Source organism: Myxococcales bacterium (assembly GCA_016703425.1).
GTDB lineage: Bacteria > Myxococcota_A > Polyangia > Polyangiales > Polyangiaceae > JADJCA01.
Genome location: JADJCA010000002.1, coordinates 94666 through 112169, shown reverse-complemented (window position 1 = coordinate 112169; position 17504 = coordinate 94666). Strand labels below are relative to the sequence as shown.

The window sequence follows — 17504 nt, the reverse complement described above, 5'->3', positions numbered from 1 at the left end:
CGCGATGTTCGCCGCGGCGTTCCACGCCCTCGGTCTCTCCCATCGCTACGACGCCGCGCTCGTGGATGACGCAGGCTTCCGAGGTCTCGTGGCCGAGCTCGAAGGCGGCTCGCTCGCGGGCATGAACGTGACCTTGCCGTTCAAGGTTCGAGCGCTCGAGCTTGCCGGGCGCGCTACCGTAGAGGCGCTGCGCGTCGGCGCGGCGAACGTGCTCTACGTCGAGCAAGGCGTCGTCGTGGCCGACAACACCGACGTGCCGGCCCTCGCGAGCGAGTTGGACCGCCTCGGCGCGAGCGCCGCCGCGCCCGCGTTGGTTCTCGGCGCCGGCGGCGCCGCGCGCGCCGCCGTGATCGCGCTCTTGAGTCGCGGTGAACGCACCGTCGTCGTTCGCGCGCGCGACGTCGCGCGGGCGCAGCCGCTCTTGGCGCTCTCGCCGTCCGTCACCGTCGAGTCGCTCGAGGCGCGCTCCACCGACAACTTTCAGGTTGTCCTCCAAGCCACGAGCGCCGGCATGCTCGGCGCGGCGCCCGGCGACGACGTGGCGAACGCCGTCCGGTGGGAGCGTTTGCCGCGAAGAGCCGTCGCCTACGATCTGGTCTACGTCCCTTCGCTTACGCCCTTCGTCTCGCGCGCGCGCGGGAGGGACTTGTCGCCGAGAGCGGCCTCGGCATGCTCGTGCTCCAAGCGGCGCTCGCCTTCGAACGCTTCGTCGGCAGGCCGGCACCGGTGGAGGTCATGCGCGCCGCTCTGGGGCTCTAAGCGCGCTCGCCGCCAGGCCCGGTGGGACGCGTCGCGCTCCCGTGATCGCGACTTGAAAGGCGCGCAGCGCAGCGCGCTCGAGGGCGCGCGGGTCACCGGTCGTCAGGGCGACAACGTTGGCGGCGTCCGCCAGCTCGCGTCGCGGCCGCTTGCGCGAGACGAGCGCCATGGCCATGGCGGGCGCCGGGTCGAGCAGCGCGACCTTCGGAAGCGCTTCGCGAAAGAGCGGCGCGATGGCCGGGTAATGCGTGCACGCCAGGAGCAACACGGAGACATGGCGGAGCGGCGCGACGACACGAGATACGGCGTCCTGAACCGCGTCGGACGTGAGGTCGCCGCGCTCGACGAAGGCCGAGAGCGGCTGCGCGACGCGCGACGCGAGAGACACTCGCCCGTCGCGCGCCTCGATGGCGCGCCGATGCGCTCCCGAGCGAATGGTTCGGCGTCCGCCGACGAGCCCGACCTCGCGCGCGCCGCTCGCCAGCACGAGGTCCACGCCATAGCTGACGACGTCGGACAGGGCGAGATCCGGTGCCAGACGCTCTTCTCCCAGGACGCTGCTCGCCGCGTTGCACGCGATGGCGAGGTCGGTCGTCCCAACGTCGCGCAGAAAGCGCGCCACGACGCCGAGGCGCGCGCGCAGGGCCGCGCGTGAGAGCAGGCCATAGGGCGTGGTGCCGGCGTCGGAGAAATAGACGAGCGGCATCGCCGGCTCGCGCACGAGGAGCTCACGCACCAGACCGAAGCCGCCGATGCCCCAATCGAGGACGGCGAGCTTCACGGGTAGCTCTGGGGCAGCGCGAAGTCGCGTGCCAATGGACCCGAGTCGAAGGCGACGACGCGCGAGGCGAAGGCGACGGTCAATAGCTCGAGCTTGCGGCCGGGAAAGCGGCTCTCGAAATACCAGCGGTACTCGTGTTCGGCGCGCATGGGGTTGTGCTTGAGCATCGTGGCCCAGTCGCGGTGGGTGACGAGGCGCCGCAAATCGCGCCGAAATCGCGCGTCCGTCGCGTGAACACGCGCCTGGTCGAGCTTCGTCTTTAGGAAGCGCGGGGCGTCGCGTGCGCGCACCGGAAGCGCGACCATGTCGACGACCAAGAGGCGGCCACCGGGCAAAAGGACCCGCCTAATCTCCGCCATGATGGGATCCCAGTCGAGGTAACGCCACGAGAGCATCGACACGACCACGTCGATCGAGTGGTCGTCGCAAGGCAGCGAGGGGCCCGCGATCGGCTCGAAGGCAACGTTCTTGAGGCGCCCGAAGCGCCGCCGAGCACGCTCCACCATGCCCGCCGAAGCGTCGACGCCGAGGCCCGACTCGATGCGCGGGGCGAGCCGCGCCAAGAGCGACCCGTTGCCGGCGCCGAGCTCGAGGACACGCGGCAAGGACGCGCCTTGGCTCGCGCGCGCCGGCAGGTGCCGCTCGATCCATCGGACCTCGGCGCGCCTTACGCCGATGTCTTGGAAGGCGGCGTCGTAGAGGTCGGCGACGGCATCGTAGGAGCGGTCCTCGGCGGGAGCGTCGGGCGCCGCGTCGAAACGCGTCATCTTCTCCGTCGGCGCGAGGTGCGAATACTTGGCGAGCGACGCCAACAGGCCGTGGGACTTCTTTCCCGGCAGCGCCACCACGTAGAGCGGAGCGGCGCGGTCCTTGGACGTGCGGAGGAACGCGAGGTCCCAACGGAACCGGTCCTTCCTTCGCGAAAACGTCGTGTAGAGGTGGTAGCCGTGGGCTCGCACGCCGAAGGTGCGCGCGAAGAACGGCGCGAACCAGCGCGCGCTGCGGCAACAGTGAAAATACGCCGCTGCGTCGTGGCTGAACGGGATCGCGAGGTTTGCCCACTCGTGCGGGCTGAACTGCTCCGGCATCGACGTGGTGCGAAACATCGGGCCGTAGAGGCCCGAGTGACCGATGAAGTGGAGCTCGCTGAGCGCTTCCCCGCGCTCTCGGAAGCCGCTCATGGCGGCGACGAACTCGGCTTTGGACTCCACCGCCTGCACGACGACCTTCGCATGAGCGTCTGCGCTCAACTCGCGACCGAGGGTGTGCGCTGCTCGTGCGAACTTGGGTCCTCCGTCTCGGTAAAGCGTGGTGTAGCCGATCCAAATCACGCGACCCGTCGCCTTCGGCGCGGCCCACGGCGTCTCGTCGAGCACTTGGTCGGCCGGCAGCCACGCGCCGCTGCCAGGACCCACGAGAAGCGTGCGCCTCTTGACGTCGTCGTAGAGGCGCGTCGCCGCCGGGCTGGGCGCGTAGAGGTGAAGCGTCACGCCGGGGCCGTCGCCGATCGACGCCATGTCGTGGATCACGCCGCGCCCGATCGACAAAACGGCGCCCTCTTCGAGGACGCGCTCACGCGTCCGCGTGAGCCCGGTCGCGTCGAGAACGAAGGTTCGTTCGCGAAACGTGCCTCGGGCCACGAGCACCACGCCCGACGCGTCGCCGTGGTCATGGGGAGCACAGGGGGCGCGCGCCGCTACGCGCCAGGTGGCGACCATCACCTCGCCGGCGTCGCCGAGAGAGACCACGTGCCGCGCGTAAGGTCCGGGGCCCTCGGCCTGCTGCCAGTCGTGACGGCCCACCCAGGCGAGCAGTCGTTCCGCGAGCGCCTCCGAGAGCTCTTCGCCGCGCCCCACCTGCGCGAGCGCTTCTGCGAGGCCGCTCGAGGCCCCGTCGACATCGGTAGCGGGCAGGGAAGCGGGGACCTGGGTGGTCATGGCGAGGTGGGCGATCCAAGAACGCCCGGAGACCACCGTCCGATTCCACGGCGGCCGCCGGTCCGCAAGCCTCGTCAGGCAAATCGCCTTTCCCCGCCGAAAGAGCCGGCGGGTAAGCTCTCGGTCGATGGAAAAGCCTCGGTCGCCAAACCTTCAGCGCCTCGGCTACCGACGCATCGTCCAGCTGCTCGTGTACCTCGTCATCATCCCGACGGTGCTCCTGCTCTCGCTCGGCATCGTCCTCATGTTTCTGGGCGACGCGAAGGCGTGGATCAACCTCGTCATGGGCATCCTCGTCGTCAGCTTCGTCGCCGTCGTCGGCACCGGCGTTGTGCTCGTCTTGGTCTTCGTGCGACGCGAGGCCAATCTGAGCGAGCTGCAAGCGGACTTCGTCTCGAAGGTCAGTCACGAGCTCCGAACGCCGCTGACGGCCATTCACCTCTTCGCCGAGACCATCGATCGCTCACGCGACGACCCCGACACCCTCGACAAGTGCGTCAGCATGCTCCTCCAGGAGTCGAGCCGTCTCTCGCAGCGCATCGAGCGGCTCCTCGATTGGGGACGCATGGAGGCGGGGCGCAAGCTTTACGACCTGCGTGAAGAGAAGATCGGCGAGGTCGTGGCCGAGGCAATCCTCGCGTTTTCGCCGCTGCGCTACCAAGACATCGACTTTGAGAGCTCGGTCGCGAAGGACCTCCCGCCGGTCTTCGTGGACCGCGCGGCCTTCGTCGACGTCATCGTCAACCTGCTGTCGAACGCGCAAAAGTACGGTGGCGCCCCGCCCCGCGTCCGCCTCTCGGTGACGGCCGACGCTCGCGGCGAGGTCGCGCTCGCGGTCTCCGACAACGGCGACGGCATTCCCCGCCCTGAGCAACGCCGCATCTTCGACAAGTTCTATCGCATCGACGACCGGCTCTCACGAACCAAGCAAGGAAGCGGTCTCGGCCTCGCCATCGTGAAGCACACGGTGCGCGCCCACGGCGGCAAGGTGATCGTCGAGAGTGAGAAGGGGAGCGGGAGCAAGTTCATCGTGGTGCTTCCGCCGCTGCCCCAGGGGAGCCGCCGCTCGGTGCTGCCCCCGCCGTGAGGCGCACCGGCGCGAACAGCGATCAGCGAACGACGGCGATGGTCAACATGCTGTTCACCGTCGCGTCGACCGACGCGCTGGCGTTCTTGACGCAGATGTCGATGCGGGAACGACCGCGTCCCTGGAACGCGCCCCCGGTGTCGACCACGCGGAACTCGATGTTGCGACCGTAGCGGGTCTCAAACTCCTTGATGCGGAGCTTCTGACCGTAACGGAACGCCGACGTGTCCATGGCGACGGACACGTATTCGGCGCGCCCCGCGAGGTAGTCCTGGAGCGTCCTAAGGCGCGCGCCTTGCCGGTCCACGAAGCCGCCTTCCATGGGCGAGTCGTCGGGATAGTAGCCGGTGCCTCGCGAGCGGAAGATGTCGCCGCTCGTCGGAAAGGCCGTGCCGGTGCCGCTGCCTGGGTCCGTGGCGTCGGGCTCGGTGGCCCCGCCGCCCGCTTGCGTCAGGTACGCGCCGTGGCAATAGCCCTGTTGGCCGCTCGCGAGCTTCACCTTGTAGAAGCTCGAGTCGGGCTGACCATCGACCAGCGTGACCTGGGTGCCCGCGTCGAGCACCCGGATGATGCGTGAGTCCGTCGACGCCTCTTCGCGCAAGCGAAGTCGCGTCGTCGTGACGGCTCGTGTTCCCGCCGTGAGGCGTGACGTCAGAGCCGCCGCCTCGTCCCCCAGCTCCTCTTCACCCTCCGCGCCCACGCCGCTGCACGCGACGAGCGAAACGGAGAGCGCGAAGAGCACCGCCATCGAGAACGTGTTTCTCATGTGTGGGACTCTGTCTGGAAAAGGCCCCTCCCTCACGTCTCCGACGCGTGCTCGAAATCACCTGCATGTCTCCGCAGTTGGACGCTTCCTCCGAAAGTGTCACGGGGCAGCGACGGGAGTTCCGGGCACGCTGATCGAATTGCCGTGAGCCTGTTCGACCTGCCGCCCGCCTGCCACCTGCAGGCATCGCTTTTCATCCTCGAGCGGGCTCCTGTGAACTCGCAGGTCACAGAAATATTTCTGACGTTTGCGCGCGCGAGGGGCTTCGCGTACACCCGGCCCATGCGCGAGGGTCCGCGGCCCAGGCTCCGCGGTGCGCCCGACGGCGCCGCAAGAACGGTTCTCGTCGTGGAGGACGACTCGAGCATCGCGCTCGGCCTTCAGATCAACCTCGAGAAGGAGGGCTACCGCGTCATCGTGTCGGAGGACGGCGAAGCGGCGCTCGACGTGGCGCGGCGTCTCTCGCCTGATCTCATCGTGCTCGACGTCATGCTGCCGCGATTGAACGGCCTCGAGGTGCTCGACACGCTCCGCCGCGAAGGGCGGACGATGCCCATCATCATCCTGAGCGCGAAGAGCGGCGAGATGGACAAGGTCGCCGGCCTCGAGCTCGGCGCAGAGGACTACGTGGCCAAGCCCTTCAGCCTGGCCGAGCTCCTCGCGCGCGTCCGCGCCGCGCTACGCCGAGGGGGCGGCGCCACCCTGAGCGCCGAGCAGTTCGGATTCGGTGACGTCGCGGTGGACGTCTCCGCGCGCGTCGTGCGTCGCGCCGGCGAGGTCGTTGAGATGACCGCCACCGAGTTCGACATCCTCCTTTGCCTCCTTCGCGCGAAGGGGCGCGTCCTGTCGCGCGAGACGATCCTCCGCGAGGTCTGGGGCCCGAACCATCACGGCACGCCGCGTACCGTCGACAACTTCATGCAACAGCTCCGCGCAAAGCTCGAAGTCGACCCGCAAGCTCCGGCGCATCTCCAAACGGTGCGCGGCGTGGGCTATCGCTTCGAGGCCTGAGGCGCGCCCCATCGCTCCGTCGACACGACGAAAGCGCATTCGTCGAAATTTGCTCGCCCGGCCGCCTCGCGGGCGCGCGACTCGAGTTCTCCTGACGTTCCGTGCTATGAGCGACGCCGCATGGACCAGACCCTGCTTCGCCAATATCTGGCTACGGTCTACGAGCTCCCGACGGAGGCCGGACCCCTGCGCGTATCCCTCGATGGCGACGTCGTCAGCGATCCGATGACGCTGCCCGATCTCTTGCGTCGCTCGTTTGCCGTACTCACCGCGTACAACCCGCGCTCGATGCTCTTGCCGCGCAAGGTCAACGACGCGCGCCACATCGTGCTCCGCGATCTGCTCATCCTCGGCTGCTATCGCGTGGAGGCCTGCGTCGGCTACGACGACGAACCGGAGGGCACCTGGCGCGAGCCGTCGTGGCTCGTGCACGGTATGGACCGCGATGAGGCTGTGGCCTTCGGTCGCGTCTTTCGTCAGAACTCGGTGCTCTATTGCAAGAACGCCCGGCCCGAGTTGATCGTCACCGACCCGACCTTCGACGATGTCGGCAAGACTGTCGTCGGGAATTGGCGCCTCCGAAGCTGAGCGCCCGCGTGTGAAGCCCGTTCTTGAGGTTCGCCATCTGGAGAAGCGCTACGGGCGCGTCTCCGCCGTCGACGACGTCACCTTTGAGGTGCGGGAGCGGCAGGTCGTAGGGTTCCTCGGACCCAACGGGGCCGGCAAGACGACCACCCTCCGGATGCTCGCGGGATACCTGGCCCCTACGCGCGGCCACGTACGCGTCATGGGGGTCGATCTCGAAGACGACCCGCGGGGCGCGAAGCGAGCCATCGGCTACATGCCGGAGGGCGTGCCGCTCTACCCCGAGATGCGCGTCGAGGAGTACCTCCGCTTCCGCGCGGAGCTTAAGGGCGTGGCCAAGAAGAGCGTCGCTGCCTTCGTCGAAGAAGCGCTCGCCTTGGTGAAGGCCGCCGACGTGAAGGAGCGCCTCGTCGGTGAGCTCTCGAAGGGAACTCGCCAGCGCGTGGGGCTGGCCGACGCGCTCGTCGCGCGACCTCCGATCCTGATCCTCGACGAGCCGACGGCGGGCCTCGACCCGAACCAGATCCGCGAAATGCGCGCCTTGGTCCGGTCGCTCGGCAAGGAGCGCGCGGTGCTCGTGTCGACGCACATCTTGAGCGAGGTGGAGGCGACGTGCGATCGCGTCGTGGTCATCGGAAAAGGAAAGCTCCTCGCGGAGGGCCCTACGGCGTCGATCCGCGCGAAGGCCTCGCCGGAGGCCGTCGAGGTCCTCGCGCGTGGTCCGTCGTCGCTCGCGGAGAACTTGCGCGCCGTCGCCGGCGTGGCCCGCATCGAGATCAATGCCGCGGGCGAAGGGCTCGTGGCGCTCCGCTGCGTCCTTCGGGAAGGCGCCGAAGCGGGGCTCGTCGCCGAAGAGCTCGCGGCGCGGGTGCAGTCGGCGGGGGCGCAGCTCCGCGAGCTTCGCGCCACCGGAGGTGGCCTCGAGGAGGTCTTCGGCCAACTGACCGACGCGGTCGACGCCCGAGCCTCGAGGGACGTGTAGGCCGTGCGCGGGCTCGTCGCCATCTGCAAGCGAGAGCTGCTCTCGTTCTTTGTCACGCCGCTGGCGTGGGTCCTCTTCGTTGTGTTTCTCGTCGCGCAGGGGCTCCACTTTCAGCTCGTCATCGAGCACTTCGCGCAAAACGGGCTCCTCAGCGACCAAACGCCTCTCCAGGCGTTCTTCGGGAACACGGTCTTCTTCTACATGGTGCTCTTCTTGTTCGTGCCGGCGCTCACCATGCGCGCCTTCGCCGAGGAGCGCGCGCGTGGCACCCTCGAAGCGCTCGTGACGAGCCCCGTCTCGACGACCGAGATCGTCGTCGCGAAGTACCTCGCCGTCCTCTTGACCTACGCCGCCATGTGGGTCCCCACGTTGCTCTACGTCGTCGTCTTGGGACGCAGCGGTTCCATTGATTTCGGCGCTACCGCATCGGCCTACGCGGGGGCGCTCCTCGTCGGCGCCACCTACCTCGCCGTCGGAATCTTGATGAGCTCGCTCACGTCGAGCCAACTGGTGGCGCTCTCGCTCTCGGGCCTCGTGCTGCTGGGCCTCTTTCTCGTGGGGCTTGTTGGCGAGTCCTTCGCGAAGGATGGAACGGCGCTCCACGACGTGGCGGTTCACGTGTCCGCGTGGGCCACCATGAACGACTTTGCCGCCGGCATCGTGGACACGCGCCGCGTCGTGTTCGCGGCATCGCTCATCCTTGTTTCGCTCTACGGGGCTGTTCGCTCCGTTGAGGCCGCGAGGTGGTCGTGAGCGCGAAACTGCGGCTCCTGCCCGCCGCCGGCGTGGTGGCCGCCGTCGCGTTCACCATTGTCGTGAACGCGCTCGCGATGCGTCACTACCGCCGCTTCGACGTCACGACGACGACGCGCCACGCGCTCTCGCCGGCGACCCTCGAGACGCTGCGCACGTTGCCGGGGCCCGTCGAGCTGTGGATCCTCCTCGGCAAGGGCGAGCCGCTCTTCGAGAGCATAAGGAACGCCGCCGAAACGTACCGTGGTCACAACCAGTTCGTGCGTCTGCACGTGGTCGACCCCGATCGAGACCTCGTTCAGTTCGAGGAACTGCGGCGGCGCTTTCGACTGAACGGCGGCAGCGTTGAAGGCGGCGCCGCAGCCCACGGGATGGATGACGTGGCGCTCGTGGTCGAGCGCGGCGAACGTCGTCATTTCGTTGAGCGAGGCGACCTCATGGAGGTTGACTCGGTGGCGGCGGGGCGCGTGCGGCCTCGCGAAGAGCGCGCGCTTACCGCAGCGATTCGGTCGGTGCTCCGCAGCGAGCGCACGCGGCTGTGTTTCACCGATGGGCACGGCGAGCCAAGCGCCGACGACATGAGCGCGCGCGGCGTGGGCGCCTTTGCCGAGGTGCTCCGGCGCGACAACTACGAAGTGGCTCGCGTCGACACGACCTTGCCAGGGGCCCACGAGCCGTTCCGGGGCTGCAGCGCCGTGGTGGTGGCCACGCCGCGGCGCGCCTTCACCACGACGGAAGCGGAGCGCCTTCGTACCTACTTGCTTGAAGGCGGAAGCGCGCTCGTCGCCATTTCGCCGTCGGCAACGAAGGCGGGCGTCTCGACGGTCGGCCTCGACGTTGTGCTCGCGCCCTTCGGCCTCCGGCTTGAGAGCGCGCTCGTCGTCGAAGGGGAGACGAAGCTCGCCTTTCCCGAGTCGCGCGGGACACGGTTCTTGGCTGGCGTACGGGCTCATCCGGTGACGGCACCCTTGGCCGATGAAGGCGCGGAGAAGAGCGCACCGCCGCCGATCGTGGTGGAGTTGGTGAGGCCCTTGGGCTTCGCCACCGAGCCGGGTGCCGCCGCCCCCGTGCCGCTGCTCACGACGAGCGATCGGGCGTTCGCGCCCACGGCCCTCACCGAGGAGACCGCGTGGAACGACGTCCCGGTGCAAGGTCCCACGGACTTGCCAGGCCCGCTCCTCATCGCCGCCGCGAGCGAGCGCGCCAAGCTCTCCAACTCGGCGCATCACGGACCCCGCCTCGTCGTGGTCGGCACGCACAGCGTGCTCTCCTCCAAGGGTGGAGGCGATCCGCTTGCTTACGGAGCCGCCGTCTTCGCCGAGGGCGCCATCGCGTGGCTCACGGCCAATCCCCTCGTGCTTGATGTCCCCGAGCGCCCCACCGTCACGACGGCCGTCCGCTTGACCTCTGAGTCCATCGCCGAGGTCCGCCGCTACGTCGTCTTTCTCATCCCGCTGACGTTTGCGTTCCTTGGCGCACTTGTCACGTGGTCGCGTCGCCGCGGCCGCGCGGCTCGAGGGGGGCCTGCGTGAAGCTTCGTCAACACATCGGCTCCCTGCTCTTCATCGCCGGCCTTCTGGCGAGCGCGGCGTTTGCGGCCTTCGATGCGCGGCGGGGCTCCAGCTGGCGACCGCGTGGCGACGCCGAGCTACGAGCGTTCCCGATGTTGGATCGCGGGAAGCTCCTCCGCTTCGAGTTGGAGCGCGGAGGCGCGACGCTCGTTCTGGCGCGCGAGCGCGTGCAGGACGGGTTTTCGATGGCGTCGCCCGAGCGGGCCGCCGTGGACGCCGCCGCCGTCGAGCAACTGTTTGCGACGCTCGAGATGGCGACCGTCGCGCGCGAGCTGAAAGACGACGTCCCCAAGGGGGCGCCGCTGGCGCGGGGCACGTTGACGTTCTTAGGGGCTCCGCCACAGAGGTTCGTTCTGGGACCCCGCGCACCGGTCCCCGAGGGTGCTGCGTACCTCGCGCTCGACGGTCGCGCCGCCGTCGTCGTGCGGGCCGAGCTCGCGCTCGAACTGATGCGTTCGTTTGACGTGTACCGCGACCGCTCGCTCGTCGCCGTTCCGCCGACCGAGATCGTGAAGATGCGCATCGTTGGACCGAGCGCGGCTTCCGTCGAGCGGACCCGGGACGGAGCGTTTCGCTTGTCCGGCGCGGGCGGGTTGCGAGTGGGCCGCGAGCTGAGCGAAGGTTGGCTTCGGGCGGTGCCGGAGCTGCGTGCCTCGCGCTTCGTGGCGGAAGCTCTGAGGCCGACGGCGCCTTGGTTGTCACTGGAGGTGAGCGGTCGCGACGGCAAAGAGGCGCGCGTCATCTTCGGAGGAGCGTGTCCCGACGACGACCGCGAGGTCGTGGCATCGACGGACCGCGACGGAGCCCGGATCATCGGCTGCGTGCCGAAGGTCATCGCGCAGGCCTTCGTCTTCTCCGCTGAAGCGACGCTACGCGACACCCGTGCCTTTTCGCTACGCATCGACGAGGTCGCCGAGGTGGTGGTGAGCGGTGAACCGGGTCTGTCCTTGGCGCGCGCCGGCGCCGGCTTCCGCGAACGGCGCCCCGAGTCCCGTGTGCTTGACGCCGACGAGTCGGACGTCGCGGCGGCGTTCATCAAGGGCCTCTTGGCAACAAGCGGCGAACTGGTGGCTGCGCCGCCAGCGGTCACGACTCCCGCGCACCGAATTGCCATGGTGCGAGCGGGTAGCGATCAAGAGGAGGAGGCCGTGATGGTCGTCGACCACGACGGCTTGTCGTACGTTCACCGCCTCTCCGACGGCGCTTGGCTCCGCATCACCGCGGCTGCGCGGCGGGCGCTCGCAGCGCCACCGGCCGGCATGCGCGTCAGTGCGCTCGCGCCGGAGAGTTACCGCGCCGCGGCCGTCACGCGCGTCGCGGTTCGCTGCGGGACCCTCGTTGAGACGATGGTGCGCGTCGACCAGGGCTTCGTCTTCGAAGCTCCCAAGGCCCGTGCGCGCGTCGATGGCGCGCGCGTGATGGCGCTCTTGCAAGCCATCGAGCGGGCTCGCGGGCACGCGGCATCGCTGCCCGCGGGCACCGGCAAGGCCCCCGCGTTTTCTTGCACGTACGTCGTTTCGTGGCGCACCGATGCGGGAGCCTCCGACTTCGTCCTTGAGCTCGCCGCCCCGCCGCACGAGGGCGACGCCGCGCCGGGAGACGTTGTCGGCAAGGTGGACGCCGGCGCGATGACGCTGCCCTTGGACCTGGCCACCCTCCTTGGTGCGTCGTTCGCCGAGGCTTCGGAGGCGACCGACGCGGGCGTAGCTCGCTGAGAGGCTGCACTCGAGCTTGCCGCGATCCCGGCTTCCGGGTACTCCCGGCCCGTGAAGCCGATCGTCAAGTGGGCCGGCGGGAAGTCGCGGCTCTTGCCCGAGCTTCTGAAGAACGTGCCGAAGTCGATCGACACGTACGTCGAGCCGTTTGCCGGTGGCGCCGCGCTCTTCTTCGAGCTCGCGCGACGCACCCGCGACAAGGACGGCGCCGGTCAGTTTCGGCACGCACGGCTCGCGGACCGGAACGCGGAGCTTGTGACCTGTTACCGCGCCGTGCGCGACTCCGTCGAGGACGTCGTCGAGGCGCTCCAGCCGTATCGCTACGATCGGGAGCTCTACTACGCGACGCGCGCCCAAGACCCCAAGGCGATGAGCGACGCCGCCCGGGCGGCGCGGCTCTTGTTCCTCAACCGGACTTGCTACAACGGGCTCTGGCGCGTCAACTCGAAGGGGCAGTTCAACGTGCCCTTTGGTCGCCACACGAACCCCACCATCTTGGATGCGGAGCACCTGCGTGAGGCGTCGAAGCTTCTCGCGGGCGTCGAGATTCTCCTCGCGGATTTTTCCGAGGCGACGGCCGGCGTAACACGCCGCGACTTCGTCTACTTCGACCCGCCCTACGTGCCCGTGTCCAAGACCGCCGACTTCACCGCCTACTCAGCCGAAAAGTTTGGCCCCGCCGAACAACAGCGCTTGTCGGCCGAGCTTCGTGCCCTCAAAACGCGTGGTGTGCGTGCGCTGCTCTCCAACGCTGATACGAAGGAGACGCGCAGGCTCTACGACGGCCTCTCCATGCGCACCGTGCAGATGCGGAGACACATCAATCGCGATCCGATGAAGCGCGGCGACGCCGCCGAGCTCATCGTCATGACCTGGTCCGAGAAGTCGAAGGTGCTCTCATCATGAACGAAGGACCGGATGAGCAGCTTGCGCGGCGCGTGAAGGCCGAGCTCAGAAAGCGCATGCGTGGCCTGCGCAAGACGGCGCCGCTCGCTGCGTGCCAGGAGCGTTCCCGAGAGATTCGTGAACGGCTCGCGTCGCTCGAGGTCGTGAAGGACGCGCAGCGCGTCGCGCTCTTTTGGCCCATCGAAGACAAGCACGAGGTCGACCTCCGACCCCTCGACACGACCCTCCGCGGCCGCGGTGTTCAGATTGCCTATCCGGCCATCGATCCCGATACCGGCGTCATGACGTTTCGCTTTGCGAGTCCCGACGAGTTGGAGGAGGCCGGGTTCGGATTCTCCGAGCCCCCCGTCAGCGCGCCGGAAGCCGACGAGCTCGACCTCGTCGTCGTGCCCGCGCTTGCCGTCGCGCCTACGGGCCATCGCCTCGGCTACGGCGCGGGCTACTACGATCGAACGCTCCCGCGGTTTCGGCCCCCGGCGAGCGCCGTCGTTGTGGCCTTCGAGTATCAACTGCTGATGGAGGTGCCCGCTACGCCGACCGACGTGGCCTGCGACTACGTGGTCACCGACAAGCGAGTCCTCGCGGTGTCCGTCGAAACGGCGCGATGACCCGCGTCCGCCGAGCCGCGTCGCCGTTTCAGGACTTCTTTTGCTGGCAGCTGGGGCAGACGCCGTAGAGCTCGTGCTTGTGGGTGCGGAGCGCGTAGCCATAGCGGCGCGCGATGTCTTCTTGGAGGGCCTCGATCTTCGGCTCCTCGAACTCCGTGATGTCGCCGCATTCGACGCAAATGAGGTGGTCGTGGTGCGCTGAGTCGTCGGCGAGCTCGTAGCGGGTGAGGCCGTCTCCGAACTGGCGCTCGTGCGCGACGCCGCACTCGGCGAGCAGCTTGAGGGTGCGATACACGGTGGCGTAGCCGACGCCCGGTTGTTCCGCCCGCACCTGCGCCAAGAGCTCCTCGATGGAGACGTGGTTGGGCGCACGAAAGAACGCTTCCACGATGGCACGTCTCTGGTCCGTGGAGCGCAGGCCCTGCTTGGCCATGTGCGCCATCAAGACCTCGCGGAAGTGAGCGAGCACCGCCTCGCGATCGACGGGCGTTTCGTGGGCCGCCTTGCGCCCTTCGGTGGCCCGCGGGGCGCGCGGCGGATCGCTCGTGCTCTTGGATTTGCCGGTGACCATTGGCGAAGGACGAAGGGTAGAGCAAACGAGCCGCCCGTGTCGCCTCGATCGTCCTCCGCGCTACGATGCGGCCATGTTGCGGTCGGCCCAGCCGTGCAGCGCCCTCTGGGTGGGGGGCGGGCTTGCCGTGCTCTTGGTTGTGGCGAGCCCGCGCCCGGCCGCCGCGGCGGATCGCGAGCTGACGTACGACCTCGGGCTCGATCTCACGGTCACCCTGGCGGCGGCCGGCGCCGTCGCCGTCTCCGAGCTCGGGAAGGATCGCCTGGGCCCCGGCGCGTGCCGGCTCTGCTCTCGTGACGGTGAGCGAGACACGTTGAACGCCATCGACCGCGAAGCTCGGCGCGCGCTCGTCTTCAAGCCTTCGGCTCAAGAGACGGCGCACGTGCTCAGCACCGTCTTGGCGGGAGCCCTGCCGGCGGCCGCGCTCGGGACCAACATCGCTGCCGCTCGCGCCGACGACACGGCCTCCAAAGCGCGAGTGGGCGCCGATGCCCTCGTGGTCTCGGAGGCGGTCATGCTCTCGCTCGCGGTCAATCAGCTCACGAAGTTCGTCGTCGCGCGGGAGCGGCCGTATGCGCACTTCCGGAGTCCCGCCGAGCGCGCGCTGCTCGCGAAGGTCGACGACAACCTCTCGTTTTATTCGGGGCACACGACGCTAGCTTTTTCTTCCGTGGGTGCGAGCGCGACGGTTCTCGCTATGCACGGCTCCAAGCTCGCACCGCTGGTGCTCGGCGCAGGCCTGCCGCTCGCGGCGTTGACGGGAGGGCTGCGCATCGCCGCCGACCGGCACTACCTGAGCGACGTCCTCGTTGGTGCGGCGATGGGCGCTGCCATCGGCGTCTTCGTGCCCTACCTCTTTCATCGGCCCAGCCTGGACGGCGGCCCTACGGCCGCGCCCTCGCCCGCGAGCTTTTCACTGGGGGGCGCTTTCTGAGCAGAGAACGCGAGGCGCCGCGGTCCGCTATGCTCGGCGGGCCATGGAGCGACCGAAATCCCTTCTGCCCGCCGCACTCCTTAGCGCGGGCCTTCTGCTTGGAGGCCGCTTTGCGTTCGGCGTTCTCGCCGCAGCTGTTGTTCCTCGCCTCATCGATTGGCTCGATAAGTCACCGCGCGTCGCGATGGCCGGCTTCCTGCTCCTGATCCTCTCGCCGTGGCTCTTCGTGTCGCTTGGCCATCGGCTCACCCATCGCGCGATGGACCGGTTCGACGAACACGAACGTCGAGACTCAGACTCGAGCCTGTGGGCCGGCGCGTTCGCGTGGTTGGTCCTCTTCGGCACCGATCTGCTGAGCACCTTTGTGATGCTCGTCATCGATCCGCCGGAGCCCGATGCGGCGCGCGCGACGTTCGCGTCGGCGATTCGCGCCGTGGTCCTCGGCGACGGCGCCCTCGTGGCCACACACCTTGGCGTGTGGTTCGTCATCGCGGCGTTCTTCTACGGTTTGGAGCGCGCGGCCCGTCCGGCTCGAGCTCAATAGCAGCGGAGCCACGAGCGCGTGCTGGCCTTGGCCGTGACCGATTCGGTTTCGAAGCGGCCGTCTCGATTTCGGTCCTCGAGAATGCGGTTGGCCAGCTCGCCGATGACCTCGCAGCCGGGATACCGGTCGAAGGCAAAATCGGGAAGCGAGGCGACCGACTCAATCATGCGGTCGACGCGGCCGTCGTAGTTTTCGTCTTCGAGCGCGACCAAGCTCGCGCCTTCGCCATCGTCCGAGAAGCGGTCCACGCGCCCGTCACCGTTGCCGTCGGCGTAAATGAGGGTGGGGGTCCGGCTCCCCGCCGGGTAGAGCCTAAGGACGTCCACGCGATCGACCTCCGCGGGCGCCGTGCATCGAAGTCGCTGCCACCGGCCAGCGGCCGCGACGTAGTCGAGCGTGGTGCAAACGCGCTCGCCATCGCGGGACTCGCTGCGTTTCGGCGAAATGGAGACGACCTTCTCGGCGGCCACGGCGTCGAGCTCCCGGCCGATGGGCGTGCCGGTGGGAACGGCCATGGGCTCCGCTAGCGAGCGCTCGACGGCGGTCTTGAACGACAAAGGATCGTGCGACTCCGCGCTCGCAGCGTCTGGAGAGTCACCGCACGCGAGGGCGAACAAGGGCAGGAGCGCAACTAGGCCTTGCGACAGCGATCGGAGCGTCATGGCTCGTGCGACAGCAACGCGCGTGCCCGATGCGTGCGCAAATCGGAGGCGTCAGGGGCGCTCGATGGGCAGGCCCTCAGCCTCCCACGCGAGAAAGCCGCCCTCGACGAACGCGACGGGGACGCCTTGCTCGGCCAGCCGCGCGGCAAGCTCCTTGGTCTTGTCGCCGGAGCGGCAATAGAGGACCGGCCGGTCCGCGATCATGTAGAGCTCCGCCAGCCGGGTCTCGAGCTCAGTGCCGTCCAGGTGTTTGGCGCCGGGAATGCGCGCGCGGCCGTACGCGCTCGCGTCACGCGTATCCACGGGGACGACGGCGCCGGCCTTCAGCAGCTCGGCGAGCTCGCGCGCCTTGATGGCGCCTTCCGCGCGCGGCAAGAACGGCTCGACCATGTCTTTGAGCTGCTTCTTGCGCAGCGCACCGACCTGCGCGTCCACGATGCGGCCTTCCGCGAAGACCATGAACGTGGGCACCGATTGCACGCGAAGCTGCTGAGCAATGACCGGCGACTTGTCGACGTCGACCTTCACGACCTTGAGCTTGCCGCGGAGCTCCTTGGCCAGGGCCTCGACCTCCGGCGCGATGGCCTTGCACGGCTGGCACCATTCGGCCGAAAACTCGATGAGAACGGCCGTCTGGCTGCGCAGGACTTCTTTCTCGAATTCCCGCTCGCTGACGTTGACGATGTCCGAATTGCTCGCGCCGCCGCCCGCCGGAGGCCGTCCTGCGTTTCCACCGATGATCATGGGGCTGGCAACATAAGGACCAGGTTGCCGGGTGTCCACCTCTGGCGGCCTCTGGCGGGGCGGGGAGGGGGCGAGGGCGGGGAGGATTCCTCACTCGAACCCGAATGCCGTTTGGACGTCAGGCGTTGCCTACGGCCACAGGCCTCGCTTCACGCGACGGCCGCGATGCGAGGCGAGGGAGGAGAGCCGGTGGTTTTATTCCGAGCTGGGAGCTGCGGGCCTTTCTGGCGAGCACGTCCGCCATGGTCGTGGGCGGCGTCTACGCCTGCAGGGTCAAGGATCGCGGCGTCCGGGAGTCGGTTTGCACCGCAGCGCTCGCAGTGTTTCCCGTCTTCGTCTGGGCCTTGCTCCGAGACGTTCTCATGCCAAGTGCCCGCCACCTCCGGCAGGAGCCGCCCCTTGCCGCCCTCTGGCACTTGTGGATGTTGCTCGGCGGCATAGCGCTCCTGTCGATTCTCATCGACCGCGCCCCCGTGCTCGCGCGAAACGCGCTGCTGCCTTTCGTGTTCATCGCGTTTGTTGGCGCGTGGGGTATCGGCTGCGCGGAGGGCTGCGACGCCGCGGCCGGCATTTGACCGCGTCGACGCG

General features: G+C 68.6%; 20 protein-coding genes and 1 pseudogene. 14 read left to right on the top strand and 7 right to left on the bottom strand.

Annotated elements, in window-relative coordinates:
- Nucleotides 1–4 precede the first annotated feature (4 nt).
- Nucleotides 5–214, top strand: a pseudogene (locus IPG50_06765) (shikimate dehydrogenase).
- On the opposite strand, the gene IPG50_06760 reads toward IPG50_06765, so the two are convergent.
- Nucleotides 214–471: a hypothetical protein gene (locus tag IPG50_06760; protein MBK6691892.1), complete on the bottom strand. Its 258-nt coding sequence runs from the start codon at nt 469–471 to the stop codon at nt 214–216. The pseudogene IPG50_06765 and the gene IPG50_06760 overlap by 1 nt on opposite strands.
- Before the next feature lie 84 nt (nt 472–555).
- Here IPG50_06760 and IPG50_06755 point away from each other — a divergent pair, with 84 nt between their 5' ends.
- Nucleotides 556–759, top strand: coding sequence for a hypothetical protein (locus IPG50_06755; GenBank protein ID MBK6691891.1), 204 nt, complete (start codon nt 556–558; stop codon nt 757–759).
- Here the strand turns inward: IPG50_06755 and IPG50_06750 are convergent.
- Together IPG50_06750 and IPG50_06745 are read right to left on the bottom strand one after the other, a co-directional pair.
- Nucleotides 734–1540 (bottom strand): aspartate/glutamate racemase family protein, encoded by an 807-nt coding sequence (locus IPG50_06750; protein MBK6691890.1) that lies wholly within the window; start codon nt 1538–1540, stop codon nt 734–736. The two genes, IPG50_06755 and IPG50_06750, sit on opposite strands and share 26 nt — an antisense overlap.
- On the bottom strand, nt 1537–3477 hold the full coding sequence (locus tag IPG50_06745; GenBank protein ID MBK6691889.1) for a methyltransferase domain-containing protein: 1941 nt from the start codon (nt 3475–3477) through the stop codon (nt 1537–1539). The genes IPG50_06750 and IPG50_06745 overlap by 4 nt, the downstream gene beginning before the upstream one ends.
- Nucleotides 3478–3604: 127 nt before the next feature.
- On the opposite strand from IPG50_06745, the gene IPG50_06740 reads away from it, so the two are divergent.
- Complete coding sequence (locus IPG50_06740) at nt 3605–4564, top strand: two-component sensor histidine kinase (protein MBK6691888.1); 960 nt, start codon at nt 3605–3607, stop codon at nt 4562–4564.
- 22 nt (nt 4565–4586) lie between these two features.
- Here IPG50_06740 and IPG50_06735 read toward each other — a convergent pair whose 3' ends face one another.
- On the bottom strand, nt 4587–5330 hold the full coding sequence (locus IPG50_06735) for an SH3 domain-containing protein (protein MBK6691887.1): 744 nt from the start codon (nt 5328–5330) through the stop codon (nt 4587–4589).
- A gap of 282 nt (nt 5331–5612) precedes the next feature.
- Here IPG50_06735 and IPG50_06730 point away from each other — a divergent pair, with 282 nt between their 5' ends.
- The 8 genes from IPG50_06730 to IPG50_06695 all read left to right on the top strand — a co-directional run bounded on the left by IPG50_06730 (nt 5613) and on the right by IPG50_06695 (nt 13461).
- Complete coding sequence (locus IPG50_06730) at nt 5613–6341, top strand: response regulator transcription factor (GenBank protein ID MBK6691886.1); 729 nt, start codon at nt 5613–5615, stop codon at nt 6339–6341.
- Between the two features lie 120 nt (nt 6342–6461).
- The gene (locus IPG50_06725) at nt 6462–6929 is read left to right on the top strand and encodes a DUF3293 domain-containing protein (protein MBK6691885.1); all 468 of its coding nucleotides are present in this window, start codon (nt 6462–6464) and stop codon (nt 6927–6929) included.
- A gap of 10 nt (nt 6930–6939) precedes the next feature.
- Nucleotides 6940–7908, top strand: a complete 969-nt coding sequence (locus IPG50_06720) for an ABC transporter ATP-binding protein (protein MBK6691884.1) — start codon at nt 6940–6942, stop codon at nt 7906–7908.
- A 3-nt stretch (nt 7909–7911) separates the two neighbouring features.
- Nucleotides 7912–8661 (top strand): ABC transporter permease, encoded by a 750-nt coding sequence (locus tag IPG50_06715; GenBank protein MBK6691883.1) that lies wholly within the window; start codon nt 7912–7914, stop codon nt 8659–8661.
- A complete protein-coding gene (locus IPG50_06710) occupies nt 8658–10193 on the top strand; it encodes a GldG family protein (protein ID MBK6691882.1) in 1536 nt (511 codons plus the stop codon). The genes IPG50_06715 and IPG50_06710 overlap by 4 nt, the downstream gene beginning before the upstream one ends.
- Nucleotides 10190–11947, top strand: coding sequence for a hypothetical protein (locus tag IPG50_06705; protein ID MBK6691881.1), 1758 nt, complete (start codon nt 10190–10192; stop codon nt 11945–11947). Before IPG50_06710 ends, IPG50_06705 begins: the two co-directional genes overlap by 4 nt.
- 51 nt (nt 11948–11998) lie before the next feature.
- Entirely contained in the window at nt 11999–12853 is an 855-nt protein-coding gene (locus IPG50_06700) for a DNA adenine methylase (protein ID MBK6691880.1), read from the top strand.
- Nucleotides 12850–13461 (top strand): 5-formyltetrahydrofolate cyclo-ligase, encoded by a 612-nt coding sequence (locus tag IPG50_06695; GenBank protein ID MBK6691879.1) that lies wholly within the window; start codon nt 12850–12852, stop codon nt 13459–13461. Before IPG50_06700 ends, IPG50_06695 begins: the two co-directional genes overlap by 4 nt.
- 28 nt (nt 13462–13489) lie before the next feature.
- Here IPG50_06695 and IPG50_06690 read toward each other — a convergent pair whose 3' ends face one another.
- Nucleotides 13490–14032: a transcriptional repressor gene (locus tag IPG50_06690; GenBank protein ID MBK6691878.1), complete on the bottom strand. Its 543-nt coding sequence runs from the start codon at nt 14030–14032 to the stop codon at nt 13490–13492.
- A 73-nt stretch (nt 14033–14105) separates the two neighbouring features.
- On the opposite strand from IPG50_06690, the gene IPG50_06685 reads away from it, so the two are divergent.
- Nucleotides 14106–14966: a phosphatase PAP2 family protein gene (locus IPG50_06685; GenBank protein ID MBK6691877.1), complete on the top strand. Its 861-nt coding sequence runs from the start codon at nt 14106–14108 to the stop codon at nt 14964–14966.
- A gap of 43 nt (nt 14967–15009) precedes the next feature.
- Complete coding sequence (locus IPG50_06680) at nt 15010–15510, top strand: hypothetical protein (GenBank protein ID MBK6691876.1); 501 nt, start codon at nt 15010–15012, stop codon at nt 15508–15510.
- On the opposite strand, the gene IPG50_06675 is transcribed toward IPG50_06680, so the two are convergent.
- Together IPG50_06675 and trxA are read right to left on the bottom strand one after the other, a co-directional pair.
- Nucleotides 15504–16172 (bottom strand): hypothetical protein, encoded by a 669-nt coding sequence (locus IPG50_06675; protein ID MBK6691875.1) that lies wholly within the window; start codon nt 16170–16172, stop codon nt 15504–15506. The genes IPG50_06680 and IPG50_06675 overlap by 7 nt on opposite strands.
- 51 nt (nt 16173–16223) lie before the next feature.
- Nucleotides 16224–16916, bottom strand: a complete 693-nt coding sequence (gene trxA, locus IPG50_06670; GenBank protein MBK6691874.1) for a thioredoxin — start codon at nt 16914–16916, stop codon at nt 16224–16226.
- 242 nt (nt 16917–17158) lie between these two features.
- On the opposite strand from trxA, the gene IPG50_06665 reads away from it, so the two are divergent.
- Complete coding sequence (locus tag IPG50_06665) at nt 17159–17491, top strand: hypothetical protein (GenBank protein MBK6691873.1); 333 nt, start codon at nt 17159–17161, stop codon at nt 17489–17491.
- Nucleotides 17492–17504 lie beyond the last annotated feature (13 nt).

What these genes read in the sequence shown, in the direction of transcription:
- IPG50_06745 (MBK6691889.1), bottom strand. Translation starts at nt 3,477, where the DNA reads ATGACCACCCAGGTCCCCGCTTCCCTGCCCGCTACCGATGTCGACGGG.
- IPG50_06740 (MBK6691888.1), top strand. Translation starts at nt 3,605, where the DNA reads ATGGAAAAGCCTCGGTCGCCAAACCTTCAGCGCCTCGGCTACCGACGC.
- IPG50_06735 (MBK6691887.1), bottom strand. Translation starts at nt 5,330, where the DNA reads ATGAGAAACACGTTCTCGATGGCGGTGCTCTTCGCGCTCTCCGTTTCG.
- IPG50_06730 (MBK6691886.1), top strand. Translation starts at nt 5,613, where the DNA reads ATGCGCGAGGGTCCGCGGCCCAGGCTCCGCGGTGCGCCCGACGGCGCC.
- IPG50_06725 (MBK6691885.1), top strand. Translation starts at nt 6,462, where the DNA reads ATGGACCAGACCCTGCTTCGCCAATATCTGGCTACGGTCTACGAGCTC.
- IPG50_06695 (MBK6691879.1), top strand. Translation starts at nt 12,850, where the DNA reads ATGAACGAAGGACCGGATGAGCAGCTTGCGCGGCGCGTGAAGGCCGAG.
- IPG50_06690 (MBK6691878.1), bottom strand. Translation starts at nt 14,032, where the DNA reads ATGGTCACCGGCAAATCCAAGAGCACGAGCGATCCGCCGCGCGCCCCG.
- IPG50_06685 (MBK6691877.1), top strand. Translation starts at nt 14,106, where the DNA reads ATGTTGCGGTCGGCCCAGCCGTGCAGCGCCCTCTGGGTGGGGGGCGGG.
- IPG50_06680 (MBK6691876.1), top strand. Translation starts at nt 15,010, where the DNA reads ATGGAGCGACCGAAATCCCTTCTGCCCGCCGCACTCCTTAGCGCGGGC.
- IPG50_06675 (MBK6691875.1), bottom strand. Translation starts at nt 16,172, where the DNA reads ATGACGCTCCGATCGCTGTCGCAAGGCCTAGTTGCGCTCCTGCCCTTG.
- trxA (MBK6691874.1), bottom strand. Translation starts at nt 16,916, where the DNA reads ATGATCATCGGTGGAAACGCAGGACGGCCTCCGGCGGGCGGCGGCGCG.
- IPG50_06665 (MBK6691873.1), top strand. Translation starts at nt 17,159, where the DNA reads ATGGTCGTGGGCGGCGTCTACGCCTGCAGGGTCAAGGATCGCGGCGTC.